Annotated in this window: 14 protein-coding genes and 1 pseudogene; 2 read left to right on the forward strand and 13 right to left on the reverse strand. The window is 39.2% G+C overall.

What is annotated here, in order from left to right; genetic code table 11:
* Positions 1-139: 139 nt before the first annotated feature.
* The 13 genes and pseudogenes from FLP15_RS09990 to FLP15_RS10050 form a co-directional block, all read right to left on the reverse strand.
* Positions 140-985 carry an amino acid ABC transporter substrate-binding protein gene (locus tag FLP15_RS09990; protein ID WP_142766993.1) on the reverse strand — a complete coding sequence of 282 codons (846 nt, stop codon included), beginning with the start codon at positions 983-985 and terminating at the stop codon, positions 140-142.
* A gap of 1282 nt (positions 986-2267) precedes the next feature.
* Positions 2268-2846 (reverse strand): C40 family peptidase, encoded by a 579-nt coding sequence (locus FLP15_RS09995; protein ID WP_142766994.1) that lies wholly within the window; start codon positions 2844-2846, stop codon positions 2268-2270.
* A gap of 126 nt (positions 2847-2972) precedes the next feature.
* On the reverse strand, positions 2973-4640 hold the full coding sequence (locus FLP15_RS10000; protein WP_142766995.1) for a formate--tetrahydrofolate ligase: 1668 nt from the start codon (positions 4638-4640) through the stop codon (positions 2973-2975).
* A 260-nt stretch (positions 4641-4900) separates the two neighbouring features.
* Complete coding sequence (locus FLP15_RS10005; RefSeq protein ID WP_142766996.1) at positions 4901-5341, reverse strand: ASCH domain-containing protein; 441 nt, start codon at positions 5339-5341, stop codon at positions 4901-4903.
* Positions 5342-5359: 18 nt separating this feature from the next.
* Entirely contained in the window at positions 5360-5806 is a 447-nt protein-coding gene (locus FLP15_RS10010; protein ID WP_142766997.1) for an ASCH domain-containing protein, read from the reverse strand.
* Positions 5807-5928: 122 nt separating this feature from the next.
* The gene (gene deoD, locus FLP15_RS10015; protein WP_142766998.1) at positions 5929-6633 is read right to left on the reverse strand and encodes a purine-nucleoside phosphorylase; all 705 of its coding nucleotides are present in this window, start codon (positions 6631-6633) and stop codon (positions 5929-5931) included.
* A 264-nt stretch (positions 6634-6897) separates the two neighbouring features.
* Complete coding sequence (locus FLP15_RS10020) at positions 6898-7134, reverse strand: zinc ribbon domain-containing protein (protein WP_142766999.1); 237 nt, start codon at positions 7132-7134, stop codon at positions 6898-6900.
* A 26-nt stretch (positions 7135-7160) separates the two neighbouring features.
* On the reverse strand, positions 7161-7565 hold the full coding sequence (gene arsC / locus FLP15_RS10025) for an arsenate reductase (thioredoxin) (RefSeq protein WP_142767000.1): 405 nt from the start codon (positions 7563-7565) through the stop codon (positions 7161-7163).
* A 54-nt stretch (positions 7566-7619) separates the two neighbouring features.
* On the reverse strand, positions 7620-8828 hold the full coding sequence (locus tag FLP15_RS10030; RefSeq protein ID WP_142767001.1) for a phosphopentomutase: 1209 nt from the start codon (positions 8826-8828) through the stop codon (positions 7620-7622).
* 815 nt (positions 8829-9643) lie between these two features.
* Entirely contained in the window at positions 9644-10399 is a 756-nt protein-coding gene (locus tag FLP15_RS10035; protein ID WP_142767002.1) for a MurR/RpiR family transcriptional regulator, read from the reverse strand.
* An 825-nt stretch (positions 10400-11224) separates the two neighbouring features.
* On the reverse strand, positions 11225-11944 hold the full coding sequence (locus FLP15_RS10040) for a DUF4811 domain-containing protein (RefSeq protein ID WP_142767003.1): 720 nt from the start codon (positions 11942-11944) through the stop codon (positions 11225-11227).
* Positions 11944-13498 (reverse strand): annotated as a pseudogene (locus FLP15_RS10045) (MDR family MFS transporter). Before FLP15_RS10045 ends, FLP15_RS10040 begins: the two are co-directional and overlap by 1 nt.
* Positions 13495-13947, reverse strand: a complete 453-nt coding sequence (locus tag FLP15_RS10050; protein WP_142767004.1) for a MarR family winged helix-turn-helix transcriptional regulator — start codon at positions 13945-13947, stop codon at positions 13495-13497. Before FLP15_RS10050 ends, FLP15_RS10045 begins: the two are co-directional and overlap by 4 nt.
* 995 nt (positions 13948-14942) lie before the next feature.
* Here FLP15_RS10050 and FLP15_RS10055 point away from each other — a divergent pair.
* Together FLP15_RS10055 and FLP15_RS10060 are read left to right on the forward strand one after the other, a co-directional pair.
* Positions 14943-16943: a KxYKxGKxW signal peptide domain-containing protein gene (locus FLP15_RS10055; protein ID WP_142767005.1), complete on the forward strand. Its 2001-nt coding sequence runs from the start codon at positions 14943-14945 to the stop codon at positions 16941-16943.
* A 317-nt stretch (positions 16944-17260) separates the two neighbouring features.
* A complete protein-coding gene (locus tag FLP15_RS10060; RefSeq protein ID WP_142767006.1) occupies positions 17261-18202 on the forward strand; it encodes a hypothetical protein in 942 nt (313 codons plus the stop codon).
* Positions 18203-18205: the final 3 nt, after the last annotated feature.

Here is an 18205-nt window from a genome sequence, read left to right on the forward strand (position 1 = left end):
ACATGGCCATGACACGCTAATTGCAACCTTCACAATAAAATTTTTGTAGAATTCTAAAGTGGAACTAAGTATATTATACAAGATTTTTATCTTTTTTTCTTCTTTTTTTGAATGAAAAATTAAGCTTTTATATATCTTTTCATTTGAACATTTCTGCTTTTGGCACAAAATCACCACCAAGATACTTTTTAGAAATTTTACTCAAAGTCCCATCTGCTTGGAGCTCTGCCAAAGCTTTATTTACTTGCTTTTGAAGTTTTTGACCTTGTTCATCTTTAGCAAAAAGGAAATATTCATAACCATCATGCTCTGGGTCTCCCGCATCCATATTGATATCTTCAACTTTTAAATCTTCAAAACCTGTATCTTTGATTGCAGATTTGAGTGAGATTTTATCATAAAGCATGAAGTCAATCTTCCCTGATTCTACTTGCTCAAATCTTGTATTAATTGAAGTGCTGTCTGCCGAATAGCTCAATTTAATTTGTTTATCTGGATTTGCTTTATTCCAATCTTGTATAGACTTAGTATAATTTGATGCAGGATTACCAATTGTTGATTTACCAGCTAAATCTCCTAAATTTTTATAGCTTCCAGATTTCACTAAGACCGCATTATTTGATTTTGATAACGGATATGAAAATTCATAACTCTTTGCACGTGTTTCATTCCAACCAAAGTCATTAGCACCCATTTGATAACGTCCAGAGTCTATCCCTGGTGTAATTCCTGAGAAGTCCGTCACTTGAAATTTCGCTTTATACTGAGGTAATTTTTTGAAAACTGCACGCGCTACTTCAATATCATAGCCAGTTAATTTACCTTGTGAGTCTGAATAATCAAACGGTTTAGTTGCTCCATCTGTCGCAATTGTGATTGTTGTTTTCTTTGCCGAAGCATCTGAACTTGAATTTGAGCATCCAGCTAAAGTTCCAGCAGCGATGAGTGCGAGGGCAGCGAAAGTAAGCTTCAGTGATATTCTCATATAAGGTTCTCCTGTATGTAAGATAATTTCCGAATAAACTTGTCTTTTAATAGACAGTTCATCATAAATTTAGAACTATGCTGACTTTAAAATTTTATCGGTCGTGAATCCAAGCAGCATACCACTAATTTTACGACGAATTTAATGGGAATATAAATGTTAAAAATGAAGTTAAGACTTATTCAGTGGGAGTTTCGTAAAACATTTGTCCATTTTCTCTAGTCGCTATCTTTGCTACGCTACGCTGTCCGTTTGATTGCCATTTGGCGTTGGCACTTTAGTGCCTTACAACCAATGGTCATGCGAAGCTAGCTGCTAAAGCAGCAAGAGCAAAAGGCAATGCGACTGATAAAAGGGCAACTCGTCACTGAATTTAGGGCACAACCTCTAGGTGTAACAACTAAGCGACCTGTACGCAGCTAAAGCTGCAACAGTCTGCTTAACATCTTCGATATGAGGTCACCCTGTCCCAGAAGCCTAAGTGCTAAAGCACTAACGCCCTAGGGTAGTCGGACGAAATTCAAAGATTGCCATTTCGCCTTATCGCTTTAGCGATTTAGAGCGAATGGACAGCGTAGCGAAGCGGAGATAGTGTTGCTTCATCCCCTATCTAAGAGGTAGGGGAGTTGCCACTCCGACTAGGTGCTTTAGCACCGTAGCGAGGATGGACAGCGTAGCCCAAAGGGCTAAGATAGCACGCACTTACTTCGATAAATTTCTACACTCGATTTACTAAAGAGCAACGAAGTTGGAAAGATAAAACAAATGGACATTTGTGATATAAAATGCACCCTTTTAAAGTAAGTCTTGTATATTCACTTAAAAATTCGATAAAACTATCTTAACATAGACTTAAAAGTCCAGCCATAAATTTTTCTTATACCCAAGCCTAATTTCATTTATAACCACAAAAAAAAATAGCGATTTTTCGCTACTTCCTTTCATTATCTTTATTCTTACTTATACTAGCTCATCTTTAAGTTTACGCAGTAAAATTATTAGATGAACTGCAGATATACTGCCTTGCGCTTGCGCAAGAAGTGGTTTGCCTGAAACGCAAACTTTGACTTTTAAGCCGTAGGTTTAAAAATTAAACAGTATTACAAATCTCCGACTATGGTTAATTCGTTACAATAGACCATTTTTCATTACGCAGAGATTGCCAATTGCAGCTGTCCAGTTCATCTTGGTTCGTTAGTCCCTCAGAATAAATGGACAACTGGTGTATAAAATCTTTTTAGATTTTTTATGTGGAACGAGCAGAACTTGAAGAAAAGGCAATTTAAAATTGTAGGGCATAATCTGCTGACATCTCTGAAATTGAACTAATCTTTACACTTTGTCCTGGTTCTGGTGCATGAATAATTTGACCATTTCCTAAATAAAGCCCAACATGACTTCCACCATAAAAAATGATTAAATCACCTATTTTAGCTTGATTTAAAGGAACTTTTTTCCCATTTGAAATCTGATTCCAAGTCGTGCGCCCAATTTCTTTTCCAAGCGCATTACGATAAACGTAACTTGTAAATCCTGAACAATCAAATCCTGCTGGAGTCGTTCCTCCCCAAACATATGGAACACCTATATATTTTTTTGCTGTATTTACTAGCTTATCTGCATCACTCTGCCCCTTTGCACTAGCAGGGATTGACTGATTCTCTTTTGCTTTAGAAACTGCGCTCACGGTTTGATTCATTGTTGTTGACAGCAACTCTAAAGAATCTGATACAGCTGCGATTGAACTTATAGAAGTTTCATCAGTACTGACAAAAATAGTATCAGCTTTGACAGATTTTGCAGTTGTTACAGCAGCTATACTTATTATAACTACCGCTGAAAATATTAATTTTTTTAACATCGTGAATCAGTATATCACAAAAAAGCCGCACTACAAGCGGCTTTACAGTTTTTTAATCTTTTGTAAGTTTGTTACTTAATTATTTTACATTTAATTTTTTTGTAACTTCGTAACTTATAAGCATTCTTAAAATAATCCTGAGATTTTTCCATCGTTAGATACATCCATATTAAGTGCTGCTGGACGTTTAGGAAGCCCTGGCATTGTCATTATATCCCCCAATAATGCAACGATAAATCCTGCACCAATTTTTGGAATTAGCTCTCTTACTGTGATTTCAAAGCCTTCTGGTGCTGCAAGAAGATTCGGATTATCTGAAAATGAATACTGAGTTTTTGCCATACAAATGGGAAGATTAGTCCAACCATTTTCTTCAATTTCTCTCATTTGCCTCTTAGCTTTTGCAGAAAAATTCACTTTGTAACCGCCATAAATTTCTGTCACTATTTTGTTAATTTTTTCAGAGATAGGGCTTTCAAGAGCATAAAGATAACTAAAATTAGATTTTTCTTGTAATAATTTTTTGAGTTGACGAGCAAGGTCAAGACCACCTTCCCCACCTTTCTCAAAAACTTGTGTCAGCGAAATCGGTACTGACAAACTTTCTGTCAGTGCTGATAGCATTTCAATTTCAGCTTCTGTATCTGCTGCAAATTGATTAATTGCCACGATTACTGGCAAACCATAAGATTGCATATTTTCAATATGACGTTTAAGATTGGCAAAACCAATTTTTACTGCCTCAACATTCTCCTTGGTTAACTCTTTCTTATCAACACCACCATGCATTTTAAGTGCCCTAATCGTTGCTACAATAACAACGGCATCAGGAGTCTTCCCAAGCTGGCGTGTCTTAATATCTAGGAATTTTTCACCGCCAAGGTCTGCTCCAAAACCAGCTTCCGTAATCACTATATCTGACAGTTGTAAAGCTGTTTTTGTCGCCAAAACAGAGTTACATCCATGCGCAATATTAGCAAATGGACCACCATGAATAAGCGCTGGTGTTCCCTCAATTGTCTGTACCAAATTAGGTTTCAATGCATCTTTTAAGAGCATCGCAATACTTCCTGCAACCCCTAATTCCCCAACTGTGACAGGCTTACGATCATAATTTTGTGCTACAACAATTTTTGAAATACGATACTTCAAATCTTCCAATGATGTTGCAAGGCAGAGCACTGCCATGATTTCACTAGCTACCGTAATATCAAAACCATCTTCACGTGGAACACCATTCAAAGGTCCTCCAAGACCAATGGTTATATGACGAAGCGCACGGTCATTCAAATCCAAAACTCGTTTCCAAATCACTCGACGTGGATCAATATTCAAAGGATTTCCCTGATGAAGCGAGTTATCAAGAAAAGCTGCAATCGCATTATTTGCTGTTGTAATCGCGTGAATATCGCCAGTAAAATGCAAATTAATGTCTTCCATCGGCAAAACCTGAGCGTAACCGCCACCTGCCGCTCCACCTTTAACTCCCATTACAGGACCAAGAGACGGCTCACGAAGTGCAACCATTACTGATTCACCAAGACGCGAAAAAGCATCCGCAAGACCAACTGTCACGGTAGATTTCCCTTCCCCTGCAGGGGTTGGATTGATTGATGTTACAAGCACCAATTTTCCTTCTTGATTTTTTTCAAATTTTTCTAATGTTTCAAGTGGTATTTTCGCCTTATATTTTCCATAAAGTTCAATATCATCAAAGTTTAAGCCAATTTTTTCAGCAATTGAAGTAATCGGTTGGATGGTTGTTGCTTGAGCAATTTCAATATCAGATTTCATTATTCCCCTTTAAAGTGTAAGCTCACCTATCAATCAAATTGAATAGGATAGAAAGATTGTTCTATGATAATTTTAATATTATTCTAACAAAAAAACACTGATTTTACTGTTAATAGTCCCACAATCAATTGTTTTAGGTCAAAAATGTTCGGAAATACAAAAAGAGCATTGGCGCTCTTATCATTTTTTATTTTCAGATTAGTATGAAGTCAAGACTTATTCAGTAAGAGTTTCGGCTCACAACTGAATAAGTCTTGACTTCATTTTTTGTATAGAACTTCAAATTCTTCACATACAACATCCATCTCTGGCGAAAACAAATCATATTGCCGCCAAAACTTCTCATGCGCTTGTCTCCAATATTCCAAAGTTCTGTCTCCTTCACCTTCTTTGTAAGCGTGTTCTGCACTGACATTTGCAAACTTTTCAACATAAACTTTGGTTGTTTGGATTGCTGCTACTGGTTCACCTTTGCCATCTAAGATAAGCTCAAACTTACCATCAACTTGAGGTAAGTCTTCATTTTCTTCATAACCTGCAAGTGCGCTAGCCGTTGCTGTTTTTTTACCTGCCAACACCAATGAAGCAAGTTCATCTGCTATTTCAGGGTTTTCGATAATCTCATCATTTGCAAAAGCCCAAGCCATCCGAAAATCATCAATACTCAGCCCAGCTTCCCTTATAAATTTTTCATATTTCATTTAAAAACTTTACTCCCATCAATTTTCTGGATATATTTTCTTAAATTCAAGGCAAATAATATCCATTTCAGGAAAATATTGCTCCCGTTCTTCAAGCATCGTACGAATCAACCGTCGCCACTGCTCAAGGCTGTCACTTTCTCCATCTTTCTTAGCAAATTCTTCTGGCACCTCTGAAAATTTAAGTTTCTCAATTTTGATAAATTGAATCGCTGCTACTGGCTTACCTTCACCATCTAATACAATATCATATTTTCCATCCACAGCTAATTTGGGTTGCATTGCTTCAAAATCTGGCACAGAACTTGTCGTTGTCGTCTTCCAGCCCTTTAATACAAGGTAGGCATTAAAATTTGCTGCTTCTTTGTCTTCGATTTTATTATTAAATTCATTCTCGAAAGCAAAAGCCATGCGAAATTTCTTTGGATTTAGTTGCGCTTCTCTGATAAACTCTTCGTATTTCATGCTAAGCTTCCCTTCTACCTCTCTCTATTTTATCAAAAAAAACACTCAATCAGTATTTAAAAGGGCTCTCCTTGTATAATAAAAAACACCAACTTTATTCAAGTTGATGAATTAAATCTTACTTATTCTGCAATCAATGTTTCAAGACCGACTTTCATCATATCAGTAAAAGTCAATTGACGTTCTTCTGAAGTTGTTGCTTCCCCAGTCAAAATATGGTCAGAAATTGTCATAATTCCTAAAGTTTGAACTTTATGTTTTGCACCAAGATAGTATAAGCCCGCAGCTTCCATTTCGACCGCTTTAACACCGAGTTTACCCACTTTTACTGCATCTGGACCACCATAAAATAAATCGGAACTCAAGATATTTCCGACATGAGTCGTAATTCCCAAATCTTTTGCGATATGATAGGCTTTATCAAGCAAGTCAAAATCTGCAATTTGTGGCAAATCAAAATCTGGAAAATCATTGCGAACAATCGCTGAAGTCGTAGCAGCCGCTTGACCGATGACAAGGTCACGAATGTGAACATCTTCATTAATTGACCCAGCAGTTCCCACACGGATTAATTTTTTAACACCATATTCAGTGATTAATTCATTAGCATAAATTGAGATGGATGGAATTCCCATTCCAGTACCCATGACAGATACGCGATGACCTTTATAAGTTCCTGTAAAACCGAGCATTCCACGCACTTGGTTAAATTGCACAGCATCTTCAAGGAAGTTTTCAGCGATAAATTTCGCACGAAGTGGATCTCCTGGTAAAAGGATTTTGTCTGCGATTTCGCCTTTTTGAGCTTCAATATGTGGTGTTGGCATAATTTTTTTCCTTTTCTTACTTCAATCTATGTCGTCCGATAAACAATCCGAACATTCTTATTTCTGTCAGTACTGACGAAAAAGTTGTCAGCATTTATTTTTTTAATTTAATAAGCGCTAACTCATTCTCCCACAAACCTTATATGGTCAGTGTTAGCAGCACCTGCATCAGCAGAGAAAAATCTCCACTACTGATACAATGTTTGTTTAATTCTGGTAAATTATGACATAAATTTCTGTCAGTATACTGACAAAAATTTTAAATCACTTTTTCCAGCGTTTTAATCCTTTGAGTTGCATTGGATAGAGCTTTTTGAAAATCCATTTTTGAAATTTAGGCATTGCGCTTGCTTCCAGACCTTTTTGTCCTATTTTGACCATCTCATCAAAACTGATATTAGGTTGCATAAAGCGTCCTTGCATATAACAATAGATGCAATAATCTACTGAAAAGCTACCGTCAGCCTCTGTTCCCTTATAAGAAGAGTCATTAATTGGCATTCCACAGGATTGGCAAAACTGTTTTTTCACTTCATCAAACCTTTCACACGTTGTTCAATATCATCACGTACTTGACGAAAAACACTCAAAATTTCTTCTTCTGTGCCAAGAGCTTGTGCAGGATCTGGTAAATCCCAATGTTCATGTACTATTCCATGAGGAATCATTGGACATTTATCACGCGCATCTCCACAAAGCGTGATAATCAAATCACAAGCGTTAAAATAACCAAGGTCAATTAAATCTGAAGTATGGTCTGAAATATCCAAACCACTCTCTGCCATAACCTGTACTGCGCGTGGATTTAGACCATGCTGTTCAACGCCAGCCGATTTAATTTCATAATCATCAGTCAAATACTTTTTTGCAAACCCTTCTGCCATTTGGCTGCGACAAGAGTTGCCTGTGCATAAGAAATATATTTTTTTCATTTTATTTATTATTTGGGTGTTCTGTCAGAACTGACAGAAATTCATCAGTGACTTTTAGACCAATTCGTCTAAGAAACTTTCACCAATTTCACCTTTTTGGACACCAAAATTCTCAGCAATTGTTGCTGAAATATCAGCAAAATGACCAATAGACAATGGTTTAGGTGTCTTAAATGATTTCGAGAAAGTGACAAGTGGAATATATTCACGTGTATGATCTGTTCCGACAAAAGTAGGGTCATTACCGTGGTCAGCCGTAATCATCAAGAGATCATCTTCACGCATCGCTTCCATAATCTCTGGAAGGCGTCCATCTAGATCTTGAATCGCATCACGATATCCTTCTGGATTTCGTCTGTGTCCATATTTTGCATCAAAATCAACTAAGTTTACAAAAAGAAGACCTTCGTTGAAGTCAGGTAGAGCCATTGCTTTAAGCATACGGTCCACACCATCCATATCGTTCAGGTTATGTCCCATATCTTTGTTAATGCCTTGACCATCGTAAATATCGTGAATTTTCCCCACAGAAATCACTGGAAATCCAGCTTCATCAAGATAATTCAATACCGTTTTCCCAAATGGTGCCAAAGCAAAATCACGACGATTAGCCGTCCGCTCAAAATGTCCAGGAGTTCCCACATAAGGACGTGCAATAATCCGTCCCACCATCCATTGCGAACCAACAAGTGTGATTGAACGTACATATTCACAAATTTTCATCAATTCATCAACCGGAATAACATCTTCATGAGCAGCGATTTGTAACACTGGGTCAGCTGATGTGTAGATGATTAACTCACCTGTTTCCATCTGACGTGGTCCAAAATCTTCAATAACTGCAGTACCTGAATATGGTTTATTTGCTTCACGAATGACTTTACGCCCTGAAAATTCTTCAATTTTTACAAGAAGCTCTTCTGGATAGCCTTCTGGATAAACAGGGAATGGATTTGTAATATCAAGCCCCATGATTTCCCAGTGCCCTGTCATCGTATCTTTTCCTTCACTCACCTCTTGAAGTTTTGTTGTATAACCTTTCGGTGAGTCTGTTGGTGCAACTGTTTTTAGTGGCGTTATATTTCCAAGTCCAAGTTTTTGGAAATTAGGCACCTCAAGTCCGACTTGTTCTGAAATATGGCCAATAGTGTTTGAACCAGTATCAGGTGTTTTTTGATTAAAAAATCGATTAGCATCAGGTGCTTCACCAATTCCAGCTGAATCCATGACAATCACATGAACACGACCAAATTTTTTCGACATTATTTTCTCCTTTAAGATATATAGAAGTCAACTGTTCAGAATATAATACTATACAAATCCTATTAGACTTTATCAAAACAAGTATGTGCTATCTCCGCCTTACGGCTATGCTGTTGATGCTCGCTACGCCACTAGATGTAACAACTAGCAGCGCTGAAGCGCAAACGGCTATCCTATAAAGTGGCTAGTCGCAATACTCCGACCTCTTAGGTCGGAGATAAAGCAGCACTATCTCCGCTTCGCTACGCTGTCCATTCGCTCTAAATCGCTAAAGCGATAAGGCGAAATGGCAAGCCTTGAATTTCGTCCGACTGCCATAGGGCGTTGGCGCTTTTAGCGCCTAGGCTTCTTGGACAAGACCACTTCGCCTTGCGACTTTAGTCGATTGCGATTTGAACTTCCGACTTTAGTCGGTTAGTGAAATCGACAACGTAGCAAAGCGTAGATAGAGCGAATGGATAACGAAGCGAAGCGGAGGTGTGACCTCATATCGAAGATGTTAAGCAGACTGTTGCAGCTTTAGCTGCGTACAGGTCGCTTAGTTGTTACACCTAGAGGTTGTACCTTAAATTCAGTGGTGAGTCGAAACTCCCACTGAATAAGTCTTAACTTCATTGTAGAACTCACACATTATTAATATTATGAACAAGAAGATACATTGCAACTACTTATTATTATAGCGTTTTTTTAGCTAAAAAGCTTTTCAGATTCTATGATTAAGATTAGAAAATCTTTACAAGCTTAACTTGTTTTTCTCGCCATGATTAATTCGTGAAATCAATCTCTCAAAAATAGAATCATATAAGAGATACCTATTATTCCCGAATCGTACCTTTTTCTTGATAAATGGCGACTAAATCTAGCAATATACGACAAATAAGCTCCAATGGCATTCGACTTGAAGCATCACCAAGAAGTCTACTCTTCTCAATTTTAGATTTATAAGAGCGCAATACAAAGTCACTCAAAGTCGTCAAAGTACTTTGATAATTACAAGTTAAAAGAACGGTCTTAACTCCATTTTTCTTAGCTTTTTTAACTGCTGAGATAATCATCTGTGTTTCACCAGCACTACTTACTGCGATAACAAGGTCATTTGCTGTCAAACTTTCAGCATAAAGTACCATATTATCATAATAACGACTTACAGCATTTTTACCCAAAGTTTGAAGACGATGTGTAAGATCATCTGCAACACTTGCTGATGGACCACGTGCCACTATCATAATACTATGGGCCTCATTTATGGCGGAAACAATCTTAGCAAGTTCATCAGCATCTAAAAGGTTAATCGTCCTTTGTACTTCATCAATATTCTTATTAATAAATACACTCGCTTCTTCTGAAAGTCCTTTTATTCTCTCATTTCTCTCATTATTTTTACCGCGCTTCAATGTATTTTTATAATCTGAATAACCTTCAAAACCACGTTTTTTTAATGTTCGAACCACAGTAGCTGTACTGACGTGCGCAAGCTCTGCTATTTGCGTTATCGAGGAAAGTTGTACTTTTGCACCATTTTCCTCCAAAAATTCCCAAGTATAAAGCTCTGCATCAGATAGCTTATCCATGATTCCTCCTATAATTTTAACTTAATAAGTGCGTGCTATCTCCGCCTTGTCGATGCTCGCTATGCCACTAGGTACAACAACTAGCATATCCGTTGCTACTTTAGCGCCAACGGATATCCTATAAAGTGGTTAGCCACAATCGCAATTCCCCCACCTCTTAAAGGTGGCGAGATAAGCAGCACTATTTCCGCTTCGCTACGCTGTCCATTCGCTCTATCTCCGTTTCACTGCGCTGTCGATTCTCGCTACGGCACGAACGACCTAGTCGAAGTCGCAACTCGCTACGTGCTTCGCACGCCGTTCTACGAACGGTCTCCGCAACTTCGTGCTCCGCTGTCCGTTTGATTGCCATTTGGCGTTGCCTCTATTCTTGTCACTTTAGTGACCTAGAGATAGAGGACAAATGTTCTGGGGTCATGCGGAGCTAGCTGCTAAAGCAGTAAGAGCTAAAGGCAAAGCGATAAGACAAAATGGCAAGCTTTGCTTTCATTCTACTTCAAAGCGGGATTAATAATATTAGTTTTCCCCTATTATAACATGAATAAAGTAAAAAACCTTCTAAATTTTTAGTTTACTTCTTGACCAAAAATATTTTTTATTACATCGGTAGTAAAAAAACACCAACAATTATTGCTGGTATTTTTTCAATTTTATCAAAACAAGTGCGTGCTAATACTCCGACCTCTTAGGTCGGAGATAAAGCAGCACTAAGCTTTGAATTTCGTCCGACTAAATTCATTGGGAGTTTCAGCTCCCAATGAATAGCCTTGACTTCATAATTGATAACAGACTAACCTATTAAGTTATTCTACATTAAAGACTTGACTATTCTTTAATTCCTAGTAATTGTTTGATTTGTTGGACTTGTAATTTTGCATATTCTTGTGGATTTGTTTTTTGGAGTTCTGCAAGTTGTACTGCTTTAGCTGGATTTGCCTTTAATTCAGCTTCCATTTGTTTTTGCATTGCTGGAGCTTCTTTTGTCAACTTTTCAACTTGTTCTTGTGTCAAAACAAGCCAAGTATCACGTGGTACAGAAACAACTGAATGTTGTTTGACTAGCTCATTTTGTTCTCCTCCAAGAGAAAACATCATTTTCATGAAGTTTGATGAAAATTTACGACGTGTTGTCGTGGTTGTTACTTTGGCAGTATCAATATCTGCTAATTTATAAGTTGCTGTTTTTTTAACGGCTTCAACAATATGTTTTTCATCAGGTTTGAAATTAGTATCTGGTTTTGTTTGATTTGCTTCATTGCGGAAAATCAAGACATAGTTATTTGTATTTTTACCGATTTCAGCTTTAATCATCATACCATAAGGTGCATTTTTATCACCTGCAGTATAGATTTGATGGCTGGTCACATTTGTTACTTCTTTCATACCAAAATTATCTTTGATATGTAGTGTCAAAAGTCCTACAGAAGCTGCAAGAAGGAGAATTGAGATTCCACCAACTGTCCATCGTACTGTACGCTTTTTAAGAAACATGAAACCGTAGAAAGTTAAAACCGCAAATGCGATAATTGCTATAAAGATGAGCATTATTTCATTTCTCCTTTCATTTCTTCAGTCTTTACTTCTGTTGCAGTTCTTCCACCTGCAAGCACTTTTCCGCTACGCAAGAAGAATGAAACGATGAAACCGATAATGGCAAAAGCAAAGCCAATTGCAAATGACGCATGATACCCTGTTAGCATCGCATTAATTGCTTTATCTGCGTAGGCAAGAGGATTTGTCACTTTAAGATGTGCTGCTGGCATATGGTTAGTGATTACATTTTGCGCAACTGATGAAAGTAGGGCGACAACGACAGATGAAGCAACTTGACGTGCCGTATTATTTGAAGCTGTCCCTTGTGCTACTTCTTGGACAGGCAAGGCATTCATTGCTGAAGTCATCACAGGCATCATAACCATCCCTACACCAAACATACGTAAGCCATAAAGCAGAGTTACAAAATGATCTGGTGTTGTGGCTGTAAAGAAGAGGAAGGGTAAGGTACCAATTGCCAAAATAGCGAAACCAATTTGTGCTAGACGTTTGGCACCAATTTTATCATAAATTCCACCTGCAAGAGGGGCAACTACAGCCATCATCAATGAACCAGGTAATAAGACCAGACCAGAATCAAGCGCTGATAAACCGTGCACTTCTTGCATATAGAGTGGCAACATCATTTCAACACCCATCATTGCCATTGTGACTAAGGCAGCCGCAATAACAGTAAGTGTAAACTGTTTAACTTTAAACACTCGAAGGTCAAGGAATGGGTCAGACATTCGAAGTTGTTTCCAAGAGAAAATACCAATGATGATAATCCCAGCAGCAATTGGCAAGATGACATTTGTGAAATCTCCCCAACCATCAGTAGCAACATTGGTAAATCCAAGAAGGAAAATACCAAAACCGATTACTGAGAGGACAACTGAAATGAAATCAAGTTTCATTGGACGGTTTGGAATGACATCACGCATAATAAATATTGATAGTACAGCTGTAATCCCTACGATAATCATTGGAATCAGGAAGATTGTTCTCCAGCTCGCTGCAAATGTCAAACCAAAGAAACTAAGTTTATGGACGATGAGCCATCCAGCATAAGTTGGTCCAATCGCTGGAGCAAGCATAATAACGATACCACCTGCACCCATGACCGCCCCATTTGTTTAGGGTTAAACATATTAACTAAGGCAACTTGCATTAATGGCATTGTCACACCAACGGCACAAGCCTGAAGGATACGTCCTATAAGGAAAATTGACCAGCTTGATGTCGGAGCACTATAAGATAAGAACATTCCACCAAAAAGTACGATATATGCCGCAACATAAAGCCAGCGTGTTGGAAATTTTGTAGCTAGATAAGCCGATAATGGTACCATAATCCATTTGCAAGCAAAAACCAAGTCGTTGATTGTTGAGCGGTTGACATTGAAATGCTAAAATCTTTCATCAACGTAGGGATAGCCGTTCCGAGTGATGTTTGCATTAACATCCCTCCGAAAGTACCGATAAAAATTAAGATAACCATAGCAATTCTACTGAATTTTTTACCATGAATATCAACTGTGTAATCTTTTTCCATTACATCGGTCATTTATTTTTCTCCTTTTCTTCTTGAGCATACTTCATCCCAATTTCAATAAATAATTGGAAATTTTCGATGAAGTTCTGTGTTCGTTCTTCACCCATTTCTTCAAAGATTCTCGCAATATTTTGGATAAATCGACAACGTGAAGCATCTGCTTTGTCACGTCCCTTGCCAGTAATACTTACCAAAATCTTACGACGGTCTTCACGAGAGATTTCTCGCGTAACCAATCCTTTTTCTTCAAGGTTGTTCAAAATGGTTGCAACACGCGCAGTACTTGTTCCTGTATATTTTGCAATATCACTCGGCAAAATATCTTTCCCTGCATTTTTATAAAGATAAAATAGAACTTGATGCTCTCCTTGTGTGTAACCATTCATTCGGCCCCACATTTTCACCTGCTCTTTACTTTTTAGGGCTTTAAAGAAATTTTCAGCCAATTGATTATAATCCATTTTTCACTCCTCTCTAATGGCGATATTTATTAACGACGTTAATCATTATAGTCTGTTTACTTTTTTTTGTCAAGAATAAATGTTGCCTTTTTTAACCAAGCAAGTGCCTGCTATCTCCGCCCTTTGGACTGCGCTGTCCATTCTCGCTACGGCACGGACGTGTCTAGTCAAAGTCGCAACTCGCTACGTGCTTCGCACACCGTTCTACGAATGGTCTCCGCAACTTCATTGCTCCGCCGTCCGTTTGATTGCCAGTTGGCGTTGCCTCTATTCTTGTCACTTTAGTGACCTAGAGATAGAGGACAAACGTTCATCCGCACTTTATAGGATAGCCGTTGGCGCTAAAGCAGCAAGAGATATGCTAGTTGTTTCACCTAGTGCCTTACAGCCAATGCTTTTTGCTCTTGGGGCTTTAGTTCCTAAGCAAACGGACAAATATGGTCATGCGAAGCTAACTGCTAAAGCAGTAAGAGCAAAAAGCAAAGCGATAAGGCGAAATGGAAATCTCTGCTTTCGTTCTACTGCCCTAGGATCTTAGCACTTTTCGACTCGCCTTGTGGCTTTAGCCACTTAGCGAGAACCATTGCGACTCGGCGCTTCAGCACCGTAGCGAGCATGGATACCCGTGGTGTGGACAGCGTAGCAAAGCGGAGATAGAGCGAATGTATAACGAAGCGAAGCGGAGGTGTGACCTCATATCTTTGATATAAGATTGTACCCTAACATCAGTGGGAGAGAAAGAATCTCCCACTGATGAAGTAATCACTTCAAAGAAAGCTATGTATTCTTTAAGCTTAATTTAGAGCCTTTTTGACGTATTCCAACTGTTAATATTGTTATCTTTGTGAAAAAATAGGCAAATGTTTGACATTGTTCCAAATAAGGTATATAACTATTCTGAGAATATTTCTCAATTTAATGTCAAGATGTTTTAGGACAAGTCTGACATGACAATTGAATCAATATTTTTATGAAAAAAGGAGACCTTAAACCTTATGGAAAATTCAACTCGTCAAAGCCATTTCCGTACTTGGAAATCTGGTAAGTCTTGGCTTTATGCTGCTACGGCATTGACCGTACTCGCTGGCGTCGCTGTTGCTGCTCCTACAGTCACAGCACACGCTTCTACACCTGATGTTGTGGCTGGCGCAACTAGTGACTCTTCATCAAGTAGCAGTAGCACATCAACGACTACCACTACTTCGACTGCAACGACTAAACCTGCCACTACTCCTAGTGCTTCTACTTCAAGTGCTACGAATACCTCATCGAATACAGCAACTGCAAATGCTGCGGCTCAGCAAGCTGCCGCTGCTCAGGCTGCCGCCCAAGCCGCTGCCCAAGCTTCTGCTGCTAGTTCTGCTGCAAAAAGTGCTGCGGCTCGTGCGGCAAGTTTGAACGCTGCAAATGCTGCGGTGAATAAATCAATCGCTAGTGCGGTATCCGTTGCTACAAGTGAAGCTAACGCTACAACTTCTGCGGCAAAACTTGCTTCTAGCTATATCGCTGCGGCTTCAAGTCTTCATGCTACTGGTCAAGCCTTAGCTGCCTCTTATGCTACTGCTGAAAGTGCTGCGACTAAAGCTGCAACTACTGCGTCTGCCGCTGCGGCTTTGGTAACTGCTATCGGAAACCAAATCTATAATGATGCAACAAAAGCTACTGATGGTAAAATCGGGACAAAAGCTGCTGACTTAACAATCATTGCTGATGCAAATACCGGTGCTTCTCAACAAAAATTAGCTGCTCAAGATTTGGTAAACAATGCTGCTTCATACGGTTTGAGCGAAGACGAAGTGGCAACTTATACCGCTGATGTTGCTTCATTTGCTGCCATCTCAGCTCCTCTCGAAGCACGTTATACTGCTGCTCAATCCGCTGCAGCTGCGGCTTCAACGGCTGCTGTAAATGCTGCGGCCTCTGCGGTTGCTATTGGTAATAAAATCCAAAATGACGCAGACAATGCTCTCGTAACCTCTAATCCTGCTAAAGCTTATGCTGACGCGACTACTGGTGCTTCACTCCAAGCTGAAGCTGCAATGATTCTTGCTTCTAGTGCAGCCGTTGTTGCTCAACAAGATGCGGCTAAAGCAATCGCAGCTGGTTCTACTGCTGTAAAATTGGTTAACTCTGCTACTGCGGCTGGATTGACTCCTTCGTACTCCGCTAATGCAAGCATGGTTTCTGCTGCATCTAGTGCTTATAAAGCTGGTCAAAGTCTTGTAGCTGCTGAAAACAAAGCCATTGCTGCTGCTTCATCTACTGCAGCTTCACAAAAGGCGGCAAATAAAGCGGCTGAAGCAGCTTATGTTGCGGCAAACTCGGCTGCTTACGCTGCAGCTTCACTTGCTGCTGAACAAGCTGGAGATGCCTTGTACAACGACGCAACCAAAGCTGTTGATGGAAAAGTTGGTTCAAAGGCTGCTGACTTTGCTATCCTTGCTGATACATTGACTGGTGCTTCTCAACAACGTGAAGCGGCTGAAGATTTGATGACCAATGCTGATTCATATGGTCTTACTACCGACCAACTGAACTCTGTTACTGCTGTTGCACAATCTCTTGAAGCTTCTTCTTTGAATGGCTCTATCGCTGCTCTTGAAGCAACCTATGCTGCTGCAAATGCGTTCTTGACAAGCTACAATGCTAAAATTGCTTCATTCTCTGCAAACCAAAATGCAATTGAAGCGACTGGCTCAGCTGCTATATCAGCTGCTTATCAAAGTCTTGCTGCTGCGGCTACTGGATTCTCAGACCCTGCTGGATTTGCTCCTGCTGCTAGCTATGCTGCCAAAGATGTGAAGAAAGTTAGTGTACCGCTTGCTACGGCTGCTGATTTCTTAAGTTCTTCTAAGGGAGTTGTCGCTGGTGCTGCTAGTGCTGGTCTTCCTAAGACTGGCGAAGCTTCAAACGCTGGTTTGTTCTTTGTGGGTGCTGTCTTACTTAGTTCTTCATTAAGCCTTGCTGGTGTTGAAATTCGTCGTCGTCACAATTAGTCAAAATGTGCGCTTTAAATCATCCATCTCTTGGGATGGGTGGTTTTTTTATCAAAGCAAGTACGTGCTTTATCCCCAACTAGGCGTAATAACTAGCATATCCGTAAGGTGCTAAAGTAACAACGTCTATCCTATAAAGTGCCGATGAACATTTGTCCTCTATCTCTAGGTCACTAAAGTGACAAGAATAGAGGCAAACGCCAAATGGCAATCAAACAGACAGCGTAGTGCAGCTAAGATAGTGACTAGAGAAAATGAACAAATATTTTACAAAACTCTCACTGAATAAGTCTTAGCTTCTTAAAGAGTATCAATAAATGAAGATGAGAAAATATCGTTGGTTAATTGTACTTTTTATCCTTGTTTTTGCCTGTGCTGTGGCGCTTGGAAAGTTCTCTTTTAAAGCGGAACAGCAGTTAAGGGTTCAGCAGGATAAAATAAAAAAACAAGAGTTAAAAGTCTTACATGAAAAACAAGAACAAGCTGCAAAGAAACGACTTTTAGATCAAAAATTACTGACTAATGCAAAAAATTTACTGACAGAATACGAAAAAAATCCTGTCAGTGCTGACAAAATGGCTGACACCTTGTCAGCATTGCCAAAATCAGAAGAACGAACAAAATTGCAGGCAAAATTTGCAGAAGTGATGTCTGTCAGTAACTGGACAGCTTTAGTTGAGACTGATGCTGCGCAGATTATCCTGTCAGCAAATGCTGCGGCGAATAATGGACAAGCAAATTTTTATAGAAGTACTGTTTCAAAGGAAATTGAGGATGCACGCACAGAATGTCTGTACAACAATAGTATTTCTGAAAAGGGAGTGCTCAGACAGGCGCATAATTACATTCCCAATCCCGGAATGCAAAATATTGCTGCCGAAAATGGGCAAACTTATCTGTTCACTAAAGCTGGGGCAAAGCAGTTGGCCGAGGATTTGACCAACAGTTACCTCGCAGAAAAAACAGGCTACGATGCGCTCATTAAGGCGGGATACACTACGGCGCAAATTCAATATGATGATGCGAAAGTGACCGTCGGAAAAATCACTTATAGTTTTAAAGGGATGGATGGCTCTGGTTTTGAGCATTCTGCTGACGGTGGTGTCGTGGGACATTATCTTGCTCTGGTCAATCAAAATCCAGCCCAACGGATGAATCGCTTCTCTGTGGGAATTTATTATAATATTGCACATGAACAGGCTTTTGAAACAGTTGATTTTTATCTCCCTCAGACGACAAAAGTTGATAGCTGGCACTGAAAA

It is taken from the genome of Lactococcus protaetiae (assembly GCF_006965445.1).
Lineage (GTDB): Bacteria > Bacillota > Bacilli > Lactobacillales > Streptococcaceae > Lactococcus > Lactococcus protaetiae.